The 20124-nt window shown below is 71.1% G+C and carries 1 protein-coding gene; it reads right to left on the bottom strand.

All coding sequences use genetic code 11. The annotated features are described in order from the left end of the window. A partial coding sequence (locus ACFXPK_RS05515; protein ID WP_385071942.1) for an SDR family NAD(P)-dependent oxidoreductase occupies positions 1 to 20097 on the bottom strand: 20097 nt, incomplete at its 3' end. Positions 20098 to 20124 lie beyond the last annotated feature (27 nt).

The following is a 20124-nucleotide window of genomic DNA, read 5'->3' as shown; positions in this document are numbered from 1 at the left end:
CGCGTAATTCCCCTGCCCGGCCGTCAGAACCAGACCACCGGCCGACGAGAACAGCACAAACGCAGCCAGATCCAACCCGGCAGTCGCCTCATGCAACCACCAAGCCGCATCCGCCTTCGGACCCAGCACCCCGTCCAACCGCTCCACCGACAACGACCCGATCAGACCGTTGTCCCCCACACCAGCAGCGTGCACCACCGCCAGCAGACCACGACCCGACACCAACGAACCCACGAGACCCTGAACGGCATCCCGGTCCGACATGTCACAGGCGAGCACCTCCACGGAGGCGCCCAAGTCCACGAGTGACTGGGCCAGTTCTTCGGCGCCGGGGGCGTCCGGGCCACGACGGGAGGTCAGCACCAGATCACGGACACCACGCTCCGCCACCAGGTACCGGGCCACCACCGCACCCAGACCACCCGTACCACCCGTGATCAGCACAGCACCATCACCGTCGAACGACGCCACCACATCACCCGCATCCGGCAGACGCGTCAACCTCGGCACCAACACCGCACCGCCACGCACCGCGACCTCGGACTCACCCGACACCACAGCCGCCACCGCACGACCCACCGCACCCGACGCACCATCCACGTCCACGTCCACCAGGGCGAACCGCCCCGGATTCTCCGCAGACGCCGCACGCACCAGACCCCACACCGGAGCCGACACCACATCCACCACACCATCAACGGCCACCGCACCCCGCGTCACCACCACCAGACGCGAACCCGCAAACCGCTCCTCCGACACCCACCGCTGCACCACACCAAGCACCCGGTCCAACACCGACCGCACACCCACCGGAACATCAACTCCGGCTTCAGCAACGACATCCAGCACCACCACACCCGGTACCTCGGACGCAGAATCCGCCACCTCGGACCAGTCGGCCCTGTCCGTGTCCGTCGAAGCGACCGAAGCGACCGGTACCCATTCGGTGCCGTAGAGCGCGCCCGAACCACCGGAGCCGGCACCGAGCTGGTCGGCGGAGAGCGTACGGCTCGCGATGGAACCGACGGTCAGGACAGGGGCGCCGGTCACATCGGCGAGGGAGAGGGAGACGGCACGGCCGTCCAGCTTCCCGACGCGGACCCGGACGGCGGCGGCGCCGACCGCGTGCAGGCAGACATCGTTCCAGGCGAACGGTACGGCCGTCTCGGCGTCGTCGTCGTTGAGGATTCCGGCGTGCATGGACGCGTCCAGCAGCGCCGGGTGCAGACCGAACCGACCCGCCTCACCGGCCGCCTCCTCCGGAAGCGCCACCTCGGCGAAAAGCTCCTCACCACGACGCCACGCAGCACGCAACCCCTGGAACACCGGACCGTAACCGTAACCACGGCTCTCGAAGACGCCGTACGCGTCCTCCACCGGCACCACCTCAGCACCTGCCGGAGGCCACTCCACCAACTCGAACCCGGCCGCGACAGCCGCCTCGGCCAGGAAGCCGGAGGCGTGGGTCGTCCACGGCGCGTCCGACTCGCCCTCGGGCCTGGAGTAGACCGCGACCGTACGGCGGTCGTCGCTCTGCGGGCCCGCGACCACCCGCACCTGGAGCCCGCCGTCCTCAGGCAGCACCAGCGGTGCTGCGAGGGTCAGTTCCTCCACGGTGGCGCATCCGACCGCGTCGCCCGCGGCGAGGGCCAGTTCCACCAGGCCGGTGCCGGGGAGCAGTACGCGGCCGAGGACCACATGGTCGGCGAGCCACGGCTGCGCCTCCACCGACAACCTGCCCGTCAGCACCACACCACCCGAATCCGGCAGCGACACCACCGCACCCAGCAGCGGATGGTCCGCCGCATCGACGCCGGCAGACCTCGGGTCGGCCGCCGCACCTGCGGTGACCTGGGGCCAGTAGCGCCGACGCTGGAAGGCGTACGTCGGCAGGTCGACGGCGCGTGCGCCCGTACCGGCGAAGAAGCCGGCCCAGTCGACCGCCGCTCCCGCGACATGGAGCCGCCCGAGGGCGGCCAGCGCGGTGCCCTGCTCGTCGCGGTCCTTGCGGAGCAGCGGGACCAGGACGGCGTCCTCGCCCGCGCTCGCCCGCGCCATACCGCTCAGCACACCATCAGGACCCAGCTCGACGAACCGGGACACACCCTGCCCGACCAGAGCGCGAACGCCGTCGTCGAAACGGACGGCCTCACGGACATGGCTCACCCAGTACTCGGCAGAGGTCAGTTCACCGGCCTCCGCGACCCGGCCGGACACATTGGAGACCACCGGCAGCCGGGGCTCCCCGTACGACAGCCGCTCCGCCACCTCACGGAACTCAGCCAGCATCGGCTCCATCAACGGCGAGTGGAAGGCGTGCGAAACCCGCAGCCTGCTCACCCGGCGCTCCTGGTCCCGGAAGACCTCGGCGATCGCCTCGACGGCCTTCTCCGCACCCGAAATCACCACCGAGGAGGGTCCGTTGACTGCCGCGACCGACACGTCCTCGACGGTCTCCAGATGTGGCAGCACCTCCGACTCGGACGCCTCGACGGCCACCATCGCGCCGCCTTCGGGCAGCGCCTGCATCAGCCGACCCCGCGCCGCCACCAGCGCACACGCGTCGGCCAGCGAGAACACCCCGGCGACATGAGCCGCAGCGACCTCACCGATCGAATGCCCGGCCACGAACTCCGGCCGCACACCCCACGACTCCACCAGCCGGAACAGCGCCACCTCTACCGCGAACAGACCCGCCTGCGCATACGCGGTGCCGTTGAGGACCGACTCGTCCTCACCCCACACCACCTCACGCAGCGGACGCTCAAGATGCTCATCCAAGCCCGCGCACACCCCGTCGAACGCCTCGACGAAGACCGGGAAGGTGTCGTACAGCTCACGCCCCATCCCCAGCCGCTGCGAGCCCTGACCGGAGAAGAGGAACGCCGTACGACCGGTCCCGACCGTGCCCTCCACGACTCCGGCGTCCGGCAGACCCGCCGCCAGCGCGGCAAGCGCCGACTGCCGGTCCTCGCCCAGGATCACCGCACGGTGATCGAACACCGCCCGCTGCGTCGCCAACGAGAACGCCACATCCAGCCCCGAGCCGACCGAACCGCCAGCCAGGAACTCACCGAGCCGGACGGCCTGGGCACGCAGCGCCTCCTCCGAGCGACCCGACAGCACCCACGGAACAACCCCGGCAGCCGACACCGCCGGAGCGACTTCCTCGACCACCGCAAGCTCGGGCTGCTCCAGGATCACGTGCGCGTTCGTACCGCTGATACCGAACGACGACACGCCCGCACGGCGTACGCGCTCCTCCCCCGACCAGACACGCTCACCGGTCAACAGCTCCACGGACCCCGCAGACCAGTCGACATGGGAACTGGGGGCGTCGACGTGCAGGGTGCGCGGCAGCACACCGTGCCGCATCGCCATCACCATCTTGATCACCCCGGCCACACCCGCAGCAGCCTGCGTATGACCCAGATTCGACTTCACCGAACCCAGCCACAACGGCTCCTCGCCCTCGCCCCGCTGACCGTACGTGGCCAACAGCGCCTGCGCCTCGATCGGGTCACCCAGCGTCGTACCCGTACCGTGCGCCTCCACGACATCCACCTCGGACGCCGACAGACCACCACTCGCCAACGCCTGACGAATCACCCGCTGCTGCGACGGACCATTCGGCGCCGTCAGACCATTCGACGCACCATCCTGATTCACCGCCGAACCCCGCACCACCGCAAGCACCCGGTGACCATTACGCCGGGCATCCGACAGACGCTCCAGCACCACCATGCCGACACCCTCGGACCAGCCGGCCCCGTCGGCGGAGTCGGAGAATGCCTTGCAGCGGCTGTCCGGTGAGAGGGCGCCCTGGCGGGAGAACTCGATGAAGGCGGTGGGCGTGGCCATGACGGTCACACCACCGGCCACCGCGAGCGAGCACTCGCCCGACCGCAGCGCCTGCGCCGCCCAGTGCATGGCGACGAGGGACGACGAGCACGCCGTGTCCACCGTCACCGCAGGACCCTCGAAGCCGAACGTGTACGAGACGCGGCCGGACGCGATGCTGCCGGCGCTGCCGTTGCCCCGGTAGCCCTCGTACTGGTCGTCGATCAGGATGCTGCCGTAGTCGTTGTACATGACGCCCGCGAAGACGCCGGTCTGGCTGCCGCGCAGAGCCGCCGGGTCGATGCCCGACCGCTCGATCGCCTCCCACGTCGTCTCCAGCAGCAACCGCTGCTGAGCATCGGTCGCCACCGCCTCACGCGGGCTCATCCCGAAGAACTCCGGGTCGAACTCGCCTGCCTCGTGCAGGAATCCACCGGATCGGGTGTACGACGTCCCCGCCACACCCCGGTCCGCGTTGTAGATCGCCTCGATGTCCCAGCCACGGTCCGTCGGGAACTCCGAGACCGCGTCCACGCCCTCGGAGACCACCCGCCACAGGTCCTCGGGCGAGGTCACCCCGCCCGGGTAGCGGCACGCCATCCCCACGATCACGATCGGGTCGTCCACCACGGACGGCAGCGCCGACACCGGCACCGGCGTCTCGGCCTCGGTGCCGAGGACGCTGTCCAGCAGGTGGCCGGAGAGGAGTTCGGCGGTCGGGTAGTCGAAGACGACGGTCGCGGGCAGCCGCAGGCCCGTCGACTTGCCGAGGCGGTTACGCAGTTCCACCGCCGTCAACGAGTCGAAGCCCAGGTCCTGGAAGGCTCGGTTGGGGTTCACGGTCTGGGCACCGGAGTGGCCGAGCACGACCGCGATCTGGCCGCGGACCAGGTCGAGCATGGTCTCGCGGCGTTCGGTCCCACCGAGGCCGGAGAGACGTGCGGCCAGGCCGGTCGCCGTGGCGGAACCGGCTGACGCGGCGGTACGGCGGACCGGTGTCCTGATCAGACCGCTCAGCAGCGGCGGTACCTCGCCCTGTGCCCGGAAGGCAGGAAGGTCGAGGCGTACGGGGAGGACGACGGGTGCCCCGGAAGCGAGGGCGGCATCGAACAGGGCCACGCCCTGCTCCGCCGTGACCGCCGGCAGACCCGACCGCGCGATACGCCGCCGATCCGCCTCCGACAACCCCTCCGTCATCCCCGCATCCTGCGCCCACGGACCCCACACCAACGACACCGCCGGCAGACCAAGACCACGACGATGCGCCACCAAAGCGTCCAGGAACACATTCCCCGCCGCATACGCACCCTGACCCGCACTACCGAACGTCCCCGCCACCGACGAGAACACCACAAACGCGTCAAGACCCTCCGTCGCCTCATGCAGGTTCCACGCCGCATCCACCTTCGGACGCAGAACCTTCTCGACGCGCTCCGGCGTCAGCGACTCCACCATGCCGTCATCCAGCACACCCGCCGTATGCACCACCGCACGCACCGGATACCGCGACACCAACTCCGCAACCGCGGCCCCATCCGCGACATCACACGCCTCCACAGAGACACGCGCACCCAGACCCGTCAACTCCGCCGCAAAACCCTCAACACCCACAGCCGCCGGACCACTCCGACTCACCAACAACAGATCCCGCACGCCGCGTTCGGTCACGAGGTGGCGGGCCACGATCCGGCCCAGACCACCCGTACCACCGGTCACCAGCACCGTGCCGTCACGGTCCCACCGCGGGCCCGCGTCCTCACCCGGAACCACCCGGGCCAACCGCGGCACCAGCACAGCCCCCTCACGCACCACACTCTCCGGCTCACCCACCGCAAGAGCACCCAAAACCAGCCCAGCGTCCGAACCCTCCGCCACATCCAACAGACCGAAACGACCCGGATGCTCCGACACCGCAGAACGCACCAGACCCCACACCGAAGCCCCGGCCAGATCACCACCATCCACAGCACCCGACGTCACAAACACCAGACGCGACCCCGCGAACCGCTCCTCCACCAACCACGACCGCACCAGATCCAACGCCCACACCACAGCACCACGCACCGACCCGGCCACAGCCGAACCATCCACACCCGGCACCCGGACCAGCACCGAACCCGGCACCTCATCCACAACCGCCAACGCCCCAAGCCCGTCGAAACTCTCCACCGACAGACCCGCCACAGACCCACCCAGCACCGCAACCGAACCAACACCAGACCCAGACCCAGCGTCCGCCGACGCCCCCGCCGCCACCCACTCCACCCGGAACAACGCATCACGGGTGGGCGTGCCGAGTTGGTCCGCGGCCAGCGGGCGCACGGTCAGGGAGTTCACGGAGGCGACAGGTGCTCCGGCGGGGTCCGCCAGTTCGAGGTTCATGGTGCCGTCGGCGTCCCGGGTGAGCCGGGCCCGCAGGGCGGTGGCGCCGGACGCGTGCAGGCTGACGCCCTCCCAGGAGAACGGCACCCCGCCCCGGCCGTCGGCGTGGATCGCGAAGGCGTGCAGCGCGGCGTCGAACAGGGCAGGGTGCAGGCCGAAGGAACCGCCGTCCGTCTCGTCGTCGAGGGCGATCTCGGCGAACAGGACCTCGCCCTGGCGCCAGGCGGCCCGCAGTCCGCGGAAAGCGGGGCCGTAGGAGAATCCTGCTTCGGCGAGCCGGTCGTAGCACTCCGTCACGTCGACCGTTGTCGCGTTCTTCGGCGGCCAGACCGAGGCGTCGAAGTCCGTGGGTACGGCGGTCCCGGCTGCCAGGACGCCGAGGGCGTGGACGGTCCACGGGGTGTGGCTGTCGTCGTCCTCGGGGCGGGCGTGCACCGCGAGGGAGCACCGGCCGTCCTCGTCCGGCGTGCCCACACGCACCTGCACCTGGAGGCCGCCTCGTTCGGGCAGCACCAGGGGCGCGGCGAGGGTCAGTTCCTCGACGGTGCCGCAGCCCACTTCGTCGGCCGCTCGTACGGCCATCTCCAGCAGGGCGGTGCCCGGCACCAGGACAGTGCCCTGGACGACGTGGTCGGCGAGCCACGGGTGCGACTGCGTCGACAGGCGGCCGGTGAGCACCGTGCCGTCCGTGCCGTCGGCGCCGGCGAGGTCGGTGGCCGCGCCGAGCAGCGGATGCCCGGCCGCGCCGAGCCCGGCGAAGCGCACGTCCCCGGCGCGGGTGGATGTGGCCGTGGGCCAGTAGCGCCGGCGCTGGAAGGCGTACGTCGGCAGATCGACGGCGCGTGCGCCCGTACCGGCGAAGAAGGCGTCCCAGCGGACGTTCACGCCCGCCGTGTGGAGCCGGCCGAGCGCGGCCAGCGCCGTGGGCTCCTCGTCGCGGTCCTTGCGGAGCAGCGGGACCAGGACTGCGTCCTCGCCCGCGCTCGCCCGCGCCATACCGCTCAGCACACCGTCGGGGCCCAGCTCGACGAACCGGGACACACCCTGCTCCGCGAGGGCGCGAACGCCGTCGTCGAAACGGACGGCCTCACGGACATGGGTCACCCAGTACTCGGGCTCCTCCACCTGTCCGGGCTCCGCCGGTGCGCCGCTCACGTTGGAGATCACGGGGATACGGGGCGCCGCGAAGGACAGTCCCTCGACCACCGCGCGGAACGCTTCGAGCATCGGCTCCATCAGCGGGGAGTGGAAGGCGTGCGAGACCCGCAGCCTGCTCACCCGGCGCTCCTGGTCCCGGAAGACCTCGGCGATCGACTCGACGGCCTCTTCCGAGCCCGAAATCACCACCGAGGAGGGACCGTTGACGGCGGCGATGGACACGTTCCGGGTGAGGTACGGAAGTACCTCAGCGACGGTGGCCTCGATCGCTGTCATCGCGCCACCTTCGGGCAGCGCCTGCATCAGCCGACCCCGCGCCGCCACCAGCGCACACGCGTCGGCCAGCGAGAACACCCCGGCGACGTGAGCAGCGGCGACCTCACCGATCGAATGCCCGGCCACGAACTCAGGCCGCACACCCCACGACTCCACCAGCCGGTACAGCGCCACCTCCACCGCGAACAGACCCGCCTGGGCGTACACGGTCCGGTTCAGCAGCTCGGCGTCCTCACCCCACACCACGTCACGGATCGAGCGGTCGAGATGCCCGTCCAGACCCGCGCACACCGCGTCGAACGCCTCCGCGAACACCGGGAACCGCGCATACAGCTCACGCCCCATCCCCAGCCGCTGCGAGCCCTGACCGGAGAAGAGGAACGCCGTACGACCGGTCCCGACCGTGCCTTCCACGACTCCGGCGTCCGGCAGACCCGCCGCCAGCGCGGCAAGCGCCGACTGCCGGTCCTCGCCCAGGATCACCGCACGGTGTTCGAACACCGCCCGCTGCGTCGCCAACGAGAACGCCACATCCAGCGCCGAGCCGACCGAATCACCGGCCAGGAACTCACCGAGCCGGACGGCCTGGGCGCGCAGCGCCTCTTCCGAGCGACCCGAGAGCACCCACGGAACAACCCCGGCAGCCGACACCGCCGGAGCGACTTCCTCGACCACGGCAGGCTCGGGCTGCTCCAGGATCACGTGCGCGTTCGTACCGCTGATGCCGAACGACGACACGCCCGCCCTACGGACGCGCTCCTCCCCCGACCAGACACGCTCACCGGTCAACAGCTCCACCGAACCGACCGACCAGTCGACATGGGAACTGGGGGCGTCGACGTGCAGGGTGCGGGGCAGCACACCGTGCCGCATCGCCATCACCATCTTGATCACGCCGGCCACACCAGCAGCAGCCTGCGTGTGACCGATGTTCGACTTGACCGATCCGAGCAGCAGCGGCTGGTCCCCGTCGCGGCCCTGTCCGTACGTGGCCAGGAGCGCCTGCGCCTCGATCGGGTCACCCAGAGTGGTGCCCGTGCCGTGGGCCTCCACCACGTCGACCTCGGACGCCGACAGGCCACCACTCGCCAACGCCTGACGGATCACCCGCTGCTGGGAAGGACCGTTCGGCGCCGTCAGACCGTTCGACGCACCATCCTGGTTCACCGCCGAACCCCGCACGACAGCGAGCACCCGGTGACCGTTGCGCCGGGCATCCGACAGACGCTCCAGCACCACCATGCCGACACCCTCGGACCAGCCGACACCCTCGGCCCCGTCCGCGAAGGAATGGCACCGGCCGTCCGGCGAGAGACCGCCCTGCCGGGAGAACTCCACGAACGTCGTCGGCGTCGACATCACCGTCACACCACCGGCCACGGCCAGCGAGCACTCACCCGACCGCAACGCCTGTGCTGCCCAGTGCATGGCGACGAGGGACGACGAGCACGCCGTGTCCACCGTCACCGCGGGGCCCTCGAAGCCGAACGTGTAGGAAACCCGGCCCGAGGCCACGCTTCCGGCGCTTCCACTGCCCTGGTAGCCCTCGAACTCGGGCCCGGCGAGCAGGTTGGCGTAGTCGTGGTACATGACGCCCGCGAAGACGCCGGTCTGGCTGCCGCGCAGAGCTGCCGGGTCGATGCCCGACCGCTCGATCGCCTCCCACGTCGTCTCCAGCAGCAACCGCTGCTGAGCATCGGTCGTCAGCGCCTCGCGCGGGCTCATCCCGAAGAACTCCGGGTCGAACTCGGGCGCGTCGTGAAGGAATCCGCCCGACCGCGTGTACGACGTTCCCGCGACCCCGCGATCCGGGTTGTAGAGCCCGTCGACGTCCCAGCCGCGATCGGACGGGAACGCGGAAACCGTGTCCACGCCTTCGGAGACGACCCGCCACAGGTCTTCCGGCGAGGCCACCCCACCCGGGTAGCGGCACGCCATCCCCACAATGACCACCGGGTCGTCCGCTACGGACGGCAGCGCCGACACCGGGACGACCACCGCCGGCTCGACCACACCGAACAGCTCATCCAGCAGATACCCCACCAGCGCGTTCGCCGTCGGATAGTCGAAAACAACCGTCGCGGGCAGCCGCAGACCCGTCGACTTGCCGAGGCGGTTACGCAGCTCCACCGCCGTCAACGAATCAAAACCCAGGTCCTGGAACGCCCGCGCCGGATCAACCGTCTGCGCCCCCGCATGACCCAGCACCACAGCAATCTGCCCACGCACCAGATCGAGCAGCACCTCACGCCGCTCCTCAGCCCCCAACACCTCCAAACGCTGCACCAGACCCGCCGTCGCCGCCGACCCACCCGCCGCCGAACGGCGCTTGCGGGTGCGGACGAGTCCACGCAGCAGGTTCGGGATGTCGTCCTGGGCGCGCAGCGCGGGGAGGTCGAGGCGTACGGGGAGGACGACGGGTGCCCCGGAAGCGAGGGCGGCATCGAACAGGGCCACACCCTGCTCCGCCGTGACCGCCGGCAGACCCGACCGCGCGATACGCCGCCGATCCGCCTCCGACAACCCCTCCGTCATCCCCGCATCCTGCGCCCACGGACCCCACACCAACGACACCGCCGGCAGACCAAGACCACGACGATGCGCCACCAAAGCGTCCAGGAACACATTCCCCGCCGCATACGCACCCTGACCCGCACTACCGAACGTCCCCGCCACCGACGAGAACACCACAAACGCGTCAAGACCCTCCGTCGCCTCATGCAGGTTCCACGCCGCATCCACCTTCGGACGCAGGACCTTCTCGACGCGCTCCGGCGTCAGCGACTCCACCATGCCGTCATCCAGCACACCCGCCGTATGCACCACCGCACGCACCGGATACCGCGACACCAACTCCGCAACCGCGGCCCCATCCGCGACATCACACGCCTCCACAGAGACACGCGCACCCAGACCCGTCAACTCCGCCGCAAAACCCTCAACACCCACAGCCGCCGGACCACTCCGACTCACCAACAACAGATCCCGCACACCACGCTCGACCACCAGATGCCGAGCCACAATCCGACCCAGACCACCCGTACCACCGGTCACCAGCACCGTGCCGTCGGCGCCGAATCCGGGCGAGGCCGAGTCGGCTGCCGGAAGCGTCCGGGTCAGCCTCGGGACCCGTACCTCTCCGTCCCGCAGGGCGGTCTCCGGCTCGCCCGCGGAGAGGGCTGCGAGCAGCGTCGTACCGTCCGTACCGTTCTCGATGTCCAGCAGGCCGAACCGGCCGGGGTGTTCCAGTGAGGCGGAGCGCGCCAGGCCCTGTACGGGGGCCGCGGTCAGTCCGTGGGCGCCCTTCTCGGTGCGCGTGACGAACACCAGGCGGGAGTCCGCGAAGCGCTCCTCCGTCAGCCAGGAACGCACCAGCTCCAGTGCCCAGTTCGCGGCATCGTGCACGTCACGGATCACTTCGGTGCCGTCGCCGTCGGGGACCGCGGCCAGGACGACCTCCGGCGTCTCCTCGGCTGCCGCCAGTGATTCCAGGTTGTCGTAGCGGGTGAATCCGTCGATGCCCGCGCCCAGTACGGCCACCGCGCCGGGACCGGCGGCCGGGGCCGCCGGGACCCAGTCCACGCGGTAGAGCGGCTGGGAGGCGGCGTCGGCGGTACGGGCACCGGCACCGGCAACCCGGACGGTCAGGGACTCCACCGACGCGACGGGCGCGCCGGTCGGGTCGGCCAGGTGCACACCCAGGGTGTCGTCGCCCGTCCGGGTGAGCCGGACCCGGAGTACCGACGCGCCGGACGCGTGCAGCGACACGCCCTCCCAGACGAACGGCACCCCACCCGGGGCATCCTCGTCACCGAAGGCGAAGGAGGCGTGCAGGGCCGCGTCGAAGAGGGCCGGGTGCAGCCCGTAGGGCGTGCCGTCGACGCCGTCGGGCAGGGCGACCTCGGCGAAGACCTCGTCGCCCCGCCGCCAGGCGGCCCGCAGGCCCTGGAACACGGGGCCGTAGCGGAGACCGGCGCCGGCAAGGTGCTCGTAGCAGTCCGTCACGTCGACCGGGGACGCGTCCCGCGGCGGCCACACCGAGGCGTCGAAGTCCGTGGGAGCGGCGGCCGGGGCGAGGGTGCCCTCCGCGTGTACGTTCCAGGACTGCGGTTCGCCGTCGGCGCTGTCCCTGGAGTGGATCGCGACCCTGCGACGCCCGGAGTCGTCGGGCGCGCCGACGCTCACCTGGATACGTACGGCGCCGCGCTCGGGCAGCACCAGCGGTGCGGCCAGGGTGAGTTCCTCGACGGCTTCGCAGCCCACTTCGTCCCCGGCACGGACCGCGAGTTCCAGCAGCGCGGTGCCCGGGACCAGGACGGAGCCCTGGACGACGTGGTCGGCGAGCCAGGGGTGCGACTGCGTCGACAGGCGGCCGGTGAGGACCAGCCCGTCGGAGCCGGCCAGTTCGACGGCCGCGCCGAGCAGCGGATGCCCGGCCGCGCCGAGTCCGGCCAGATTCATGTCACCGGTGCCGGCGACCGTTCCGATGGGCCAGAAGTACTCGTGCTGGAAGGCGTACGTGGGCAGGTCGACCGCCCGGCCTCCGGTGCCGTCGAGCACGGTGGCCCAGTCGGCGGCGATTCCGCGAACGTGGAGCTGGGCGAGGGCCGTCAGGACGACGGTGATCTCCTCACGGTCCTTGCGGAGCAGCGGAACCAGAACCGCGTCCTCGCCCGCGCTCGCCCGCGCCATACCGCTCAGCACACCATCAGGACCCAGCTCGACGAACCGGGACACACCCTGCTCCGCCAGAGCGCGAACGCCGTCGTCGAAACGGACCGCCTCACGGACATGGCTCACCCAGTACTCGGGGGACGTCAGTTCACCGGCCTCCGCGATCCGACCGGACACATTGGAGACCACCGGCAGCCGGGGCTCCCCGTACGACAGCCCCGCCACGACCTCACGGAACGCTTCGAGCATCGGCTCCATCAACGGCGAATGGAAGGCGTGCGAAACCCGCAGCCTGCTCACCCGACGACCCTGCTCACGGAAGACCGCGGCGATCGCCTCGACTTCGCTCTCCACACCGGAAATGACCACGGAGGAAGGTCCGTTGACCGCGGCGACCGACACACCCTGGACCGACTCCAGATGCGGCAGCACCTCCGACTCGGACGCCTCGACGGCCACCATCGCGCCACCTTCGGGCAGCGCCTGCATCAGCCGACCCCGTGCGACGACGAGGGCACACGCGTCGGCCAGCGAGAACACCCCGGCGACATGAGCCGCAGCGACCTCACCGATCGAGTGACCGGCCACGAACTCCGGCCGCACACCCCACGACTCCACCAGCCGGAACAGCGCCACCTCTACCGCGAACAGCCCCGCCTGGGCATACGCGGTGCCGTTGAGGACCGACTCGTCCTCACCCCACACCACCTCACGCAGCGGACGCTCAAGATGCTCGTCCAAGCCCGCGCACACCGCGTCGAACGCCTCCGCGAACACCGGGAACCGCGCATACAGCTCACGCCCCATCCCCAGCCGCTGCGAGCCCTGACCGGAGAAGAGGAACGCCGTACGACCGGGCTCGTTCCCGCCGACGACGGCCGCCGGGTCGGGCTCGCCCACGCAGACGGCGGCCAGGCCGCGTATGGCGGTCTCGCGGTCGTCCGTCAGGATCACCGCGCGGTGGTCGAAGAGCGAGCGCTGCGTGGCGAGGGAGAGGGCCACGTCCACCGGGCGGAGTCCGGGGTCGGCCTCGATCTGGGCGAGCAGGCGGGCGGCCTGGGCGCGCAGCGCCTCCTCCGTGCGTCCCGACAGCACCCAGGGCACGATCCCGGGGGCCAGAGAGGCGACGCCTTCTCCCGTGCCGGTCACCTCGACCACGGCAGGCTCGGGCTGCTCCAGGATCACGTGTGCGTTCGTACCGCTGATGCCGAACGACGACACGCCCGCCCTACGGACGCGCTCCTCCCCCGACCAGACACGCTCACCGGTCAACAGCTCCACGGACCCCGCAGACCAGTCGACGTGCGAGCTGGGGGCGTCGACGTGCAGGGTGCGGGGCAGCACACCGTGCCGCATCGCCATCACCATCTTGATCACGCCGGCCACACCCGCAGCAGCCTGCGTGTGACCCAGGTTCGACTTCACCGAACCCAGCCACAACGGCTCCTCGCCCTCGCCCCGCTGACCGTACGTGGCCAGCAGCGCCTGCGCCTCGATCGGGTCACCCAGCGTCGTACCCGTACCATGCGCCTCCACGACATCCACCTCGGACGCCGACAGACCACCACTCGCCAACGCCTGACGAATCACCCGCTGCTGCGACGGACCATTCGGCGCCGTCAGACCATTCGACGCACCATCCTGATTCACCGCCGAACCCCGCACCACCGCAAGCACCCGGTGACCATTGCGCCGGGCATCCGACAGACGCTCCAGCACCACCATCCCCACACCCTCGGACCAGCCGACACCATCGGCCGCGTCCGCGAAGGAACGGCACCGGCCGTCCGACGACAGACCACCCTGCCGGGAGAACTCCACGAACGTCGTCGGCGTCGACATCACCGTCACACCACCGGCCACGGCCAGCGAGCACTCACCCGACCGCAGCGCCTGCGCCGCCCAGTGGAGCGCCACCAGCGACGACGAGCACGCCGTGTCCACCGTCACCGCCGGGCCCTCGAAGCCGAACGTGTAGGAGACGCGGCCGGACGCGATGCTGGGTGCGCTGCCGTTGCTGCGGAAGCCCTCGTACTGTTCGTCGGCGAGCAGGTTGCCGTAGTCGTTGTACATGACGCCCGCGAAGACGCCGGTCTGGCTGCCGCGCAGCGAGACGGGGTCGATGCCCGACCGCTCGACGGCCTCCCACGTCGTCTCCAGCAGCAACCGCTGCTGGGCGTCCGTGGCCGCCGCCTCGCGCGGGCTCATGCCGAAGAATTCCGGGTCGAAGGCGCCTGCCTCGTGCAGGAAGCCTCCGGTCTTGGTGTACGTGGTGCCGGACGCCTCACGGTCCGGGTTGTAGAGGGCGTCGACGTCCCAGCCTCGGTTCACCGGGAACTCCGAGACCGCGTCGGCGCCTTCGGAGACGACCCGCCACAGGTCTTCCGGCGAGGCCACCCCACCCGGGTAGCGGCACGCCATCCCCACGATCACGATCGGATCGTCCGCTACGGACGGCAGCGCCGACACCGGGACAACGGCCGCCGACTCGACCACACCGAACAGCTCATCCAGCAGATACCCCACCAGCGCGTTCGCCGTCGGATAGTCGAAGACGACAGTCGCGGGCAGCCGCAGACCCGTCGACTTACCCAGACGATTACGCAGCTCCACCGCCGTCAACGAGTCGAAGCCCAGGTCCTGGAACGCCCGCGCCGGATCAACCGTCTGCGCCCCCGCATGACCCAGCACCACAGCAATCTGCCCACGCACCAGATCGAGCAGCACCTCACGCCGCTCCTCAGCCCCCAACACCTCCAAACGCTGCACCAGACCCGCCGTCGCCGCCGACCCACCCGCCGCCGAACGCCTGGTCCTGCGGCGGACCAGGCCGCGCATCATCGTGTGCGGGTCCGTCTGCTCGCGCAGTGCCGCGAGGTCGAGACGTACCGGGAGGACGACCGGCTGGTCGGCCGTGAGGGCGGCGTCGAAGAGGGCCACGCCCTGCTCGGGCGTGAGTTCCGGCAGCCCGGCGCGGGCGATGCGGTGGACGTCCGTACCGGAGAGGGTGCCGATCATGCCGGCGTCCTGTGTCCACGGGCCCCAGGCCAGGGAGGTGGCGGGCAGTCCGAGGGTACGGCGGTGGTGGGCGAGGGCGTCGAGGAAGGTGTTCCCGGCGGCGTAGTTGGCCTGGCCGGGGCCGCCGAGGATGCCCGACATGGAGGAGAAGAGGACGAAGGCGTCGAGGTCGAGGTGTTCCGTCGCCCGGTGGAGGTTCCAGGCCGCGTCCACCTTGGGCCGCAGGACCTTCTCGACGCGCTCCGGCGTCAGCGACTCCACCGTGCCGTCGGCCAGCACACCCGCCGAGTGCACGACCGCGCGCACCGGATACCGCGACACCAGCTCCGCGAGAGCGGCGGCGTCCGCGACATCGCACGCCTCCACCGCGACACGCGCACCGGTCTCAGCCAGTTCCGCGACCAGTTCCTCCACGCCCTCGGCGGCTCCACCGGTCCGGCTCACCAGCAGCATGTCCCGCACGCCGCGTTCGGTCACCAGATGCCGAGCCACAATCCGGCCCAGACCACCCGTACCACCGGTCACCAGCACCGTGCCGTCACGGTCCCACCGCGGGCCCGCGTCCTCACCCGGAACCACCCGGGCCAACCGCGGCACCAGCACAGCACCCTCACGCACCACACTCTCCGGCTCACCCACCGCAAGAGCACCCAGAACCAGCCCAGCGTCCGAACCCTCCGCCACATCCAACAGACCGAAACGACCCGGATGCTCCGACACCGCAGAACGCACCAGACCCCACACCGAAGCCCCGGCCAGATCACCACCATCCACCGCACCCGACGTCACAAACACCAGACGCGACCCCGCGAACCGCTCCTCCACCAACCACGACCGCACCAGATCCAACGCCCACACCGCAGCACCACGCACCGACCCGGCAACAGCCGAACCATCCACACCCGGCACCCGGACCAGCACCGACCCCGGCACCTCATCCACAACCGCCAACGCCCCAAGCCCGTCGAAACTCTCAACCGACAGACCCGCCACAGACCCACCCAGCACCGCAACCGAACCAGCACCAGACCCAGACCCAGCATCCGCCGACGCCCCCGCCGCCACCCACTCCACCCGGAACAACGCATCACGGGTCAGCGCGTCCACGCCGGTCGCGTCGGTGGCGACCGCGCGCAGCACCAGGTTCTCGATACTGGCGACGGGCGCACCGGTGGCGTCGGCAACGGCGACCGTCGCGGACTCGTCGCCGGTGCGGGTCATGCGGACCCGTACGGCGCGGGCTCCGGAGGCGTGCAGGCACACCCCTTCCCAGTGGAACGGGACCACGCCCCGGGCCAGCCCGCCGAGGGCCGAGATCTGGAGGGAGGCGTCGAGCAGCGCGGGGTGCAGTCCGAAGTCCGTACCGTCGACGCCGTCGGGGAGGGCGACCTCGGCGAAGACGTCGTCGCCCCGCCGCCAGGCGGCCCGCAGGCCCTGGAAGAGCGGTCCGTACGCGTAGCCGCCCTGGGCCATCCGCTCGTACAGGCCGGTGATGTCGAGGGGCTCGGCGTCGTTGGGCGGCCACACCGTGGTGTCGAAGGCGAGGGTGCGCTCCCCGGGGGCGAGGACACCGGTGGCGTGCTCGGTCCAGGGCTGGTCGTCGGCGCCCTCGGCGCGGGACCGGGCGATGAGGGTACGGCGGCCCGAGGCGTCGGCGGGGCCGACGTGCAGGTGGAGCTGGACACCGCCCTGTTCGGGGAGGATCAGAGGGGCGGCGAGGGTGAGTTCCTCGACACGGCCGCAGTCGACCTCGTCGCCCGCCCTGACGGCGAGTTCGACGAAGGCGGTGCCGGGCAGCAGGGCGTTGCCCATGACGACGTGTTCGGCGAGCCAGGGGTGGGTGCGCAGGGAGAGCCGGGTGGTGAGCAACAGGCCGTCGGGGTCGGTGAGTTCGACGGCGGCGCTGAGCAGGGGGTGGACGGCGGCACGGAGTCCGGCGGACTCGACGTCGCCGGCGGCCGAGATGCTGGGTACGGGCCAGTAGCGGTCGTGCTGGAAGGCGTACGTCGGCAGGTCGATGAGCCGGGCGCCCGTGCCGACGAGGACGGCGGTCCAGTCGGACGTGACGCCGACCGTGTGGAGCCGGCCGAGCGCGGCCAGCGCCGTGGACTCCTCGTCGCGGTCCTTGCGCAGCAGCGGAACCAGAACCGCGTCCTCGCCCGCGCTCGCCCGCGCCATACCGCTCAGCACACCATCAGGACCCAGCTCGACGAACCGGGACACACCCTGCTCCGCCAGAGCGCGGACACCGTCGTCGAAGCGCACCGCCTCACGGACATGGCTCACCCAGTACTCGGCGGAGGTCAGTTCACCGGCCTCCGCAATCCGACCGGACACATTGGAGACCACCGGCAGCCGGGGCTCCCCGTACGACAGCCCCGCCACAACCTCGCGGAACGCTTCGAGCATCGGCTCCATCAACGGCGAGTGGAAGGCGTGCGAGACCCGCAGCCTGCTCACCCGACGACCCTGCTCACGGAAGACCCCGGCGATCGCCTCGACGGCCTCCTCCGCACCCGAAATCACCACCGAGGAAGGCCCGTTGACTGCCGCGACCGACACGTCCTCGACGGTCTCCAGATGCGGCAGCACCTCCGACTCGGACGCCTCGACGGCCACCATCGCGCCACCTTCGGGCAGCGCCTGCATCAACCGACCCCGCGCCGCCACCAGCGCACACGCGTCAGCCAGCGAGAACACCCCGGCGACATGTGCCGCAGCCACCTCACCGATCGAGTGACCGGCCACGAACTCAGGCCGCACACCCCACGACTCCACCAGCCGGAACAGCGCCACCTCTACCGCGAACAGACCCGCCTGGGCGTACACGGTCCGGTTCAGCAGCTCGGCGTCCTCGCCCCACACCACGTCACGGATCGAGCGGTCGAGATGCCCGTCCAGACCCGCGCACACCGCGTCGAACGCCTCCGCGAACACCGGGAACCGCGCATACAGCTCACGCCCCATCCCCAGCCGCTGCGAACCCTGACCCGAGAAGAGGAACGCCGTGGAGCCGCTGCGGACGCTGTCCTCCAGGACGGCCGGGTGCGGTTCGCCGGTGGCGAGGGCGGTGAGGGCCGCCTCGACGGTCTGCGGGTCGGTGGCCAGGACGACCGCGCGGTGCGGGAGGGGGGCGCGGCTGGTGGCGAGGGAGAGGGCGACGTCGGCGGGGCGGGGGGCCGGGGTGGTCGTGAGGTGGGTGAGCAGGCGGGCTGCCTGGGCGCGCAGGGCGGTTTCCGAGCGGGCGGAGAGCGGCCAGGGGGTGACGGCCGGGTCGATCGTCCCGGTCTCGGGCACATCAGGAGTGACGGAGGCCGCGCCGGGGGCGTCGCCCTCGGTGTCGTCGGCCGGTTCGGCCATCTCCGGGGTGGCCTGTTCGAGCAGGACGTGGGCGTTGGTGCCGCTGATGCCGAAGGCGGAGACACCGGCCCGGCGGGGGTGGTCGGCGTCGGGCCAGTCGATGGCCTCGGTGAGGAGTTCGACGGAGCCGGCGGTCCAGTCGACGTGGCTGGTGGGGGTGTCGACGTGGAGGGTTGCGGGCAGCAGACCGTGCCGGATGGCCATGACCATCTTGATGACGCCGGCGACACCGGCGGCGGCCTGGGCGTGGCCGATGTTCGACTTGATGCCGCCGAGGCGCAGCGGGTGGCCTTCGGGGCGGTGCTGTCCGTACGTGGCGAGGAGGGCCTGTGCCTCGATGGGGTCGCCGAGGGTGGTGCCGGTGCCGTGTGCCTCGACCGCGTCGACCTGGCCGGGGGCGAGGCGGGCGTCGGCGAGGGCGGCTTCGATGACGCGGCGCTGGGAGGGGCCGTTGGGGGCGGTGAGGCGGCTGCTGGCGCCGTCCTGGTTGACGGCGGAGCCGCGTACGACGGCGAGGACGGGGTGGCCGTTGCGGCGGGCGTCGGAGAGGCGTTCGACGAGGAGGACGCCGACGCCTTCGCCCCAGGAGGTGCCGTCGGCGGATTCGGCGAAGGGCTTGCAGCGGCCGTCGGCGGCGAGGCCGCGCTGCCGGGAGAACTCGGTGAAGAGTTCGGTGGTGGGCATCATGGCGACGCCGCCGGTCAGGGCGAGGGAGCATTCGCCGGCGCGCAGGGCGCGGACCGCGAGGTGCAGGGCGACGAGGGAGGAGGAGCAGGCCGTGTCGACGGTGACGGCCGGGCCTTCCAGGCCGAGGGTGTAGGAGATGCGGCCGGACAGGACGCTCATGGCGCCGCCGGTGAGGTTGTGGCCCTCGGTCTCCTCGGTGGTGCGGGCGAGGGAGCCGTAGTTGGTGTCGGCGCCGCCGACGAAGACGCCGGTGTCGGTGTTGCGGAGCGCGGCGGGGCTGATCCGGGCGCGTTCGACGGCTTCCCAGGCGGTCTCCAGGAGGAGGCGCTGCTGGGGGTCCATGGCGAGGGCTTCGCGGGGGGCGATGCCGAACAGGTCGGCGTCGAAGTCGGCGGCGCCTTCGAGGAATCCGCCCTCGCGGACGTAGCTCTTGCCGGGGGTGCCGGGGTCCGGGTCGTAGAGGTTGTCCAGGTCCCAGCCGCGGTCGCCCGGCAGGGGGCCGACGGCGTCGGTGCCGTCGGCGACCAGCCTCCACAGGTCCTCCGGGGAGCGGACACCGCCGGGGAAGCGGCAGGCCATGCCGATGACGGCGATGGGCTCGCTCTCCCGGGCCTCGACGGACTCCAGCCGCTGCCGGGTGCGGCGCAGGTCGGTGGTGACCTTCTTGAGGTAGTCGCGGAGCTTGGCTTCGGAGCTTGCCATGGGGTGGATCCTCTGAGTTCGAAAAGG

This window comes from Streptomyces sp. NPDC059142, from assembly GCF_042755665.1.
In the GTDB taxonomy this organism is placed as follows: domain Bacteria; phylum Actinomycetota; class Actinomycetes; order Streptomycetales; family Streptomycetaceae; genus Streptomyces.
The sequence above is the reverse complement of the archived record's forward strand: the minus strand, read 5'-3'. Positions and strand labels throughout refer to the sequence as shown.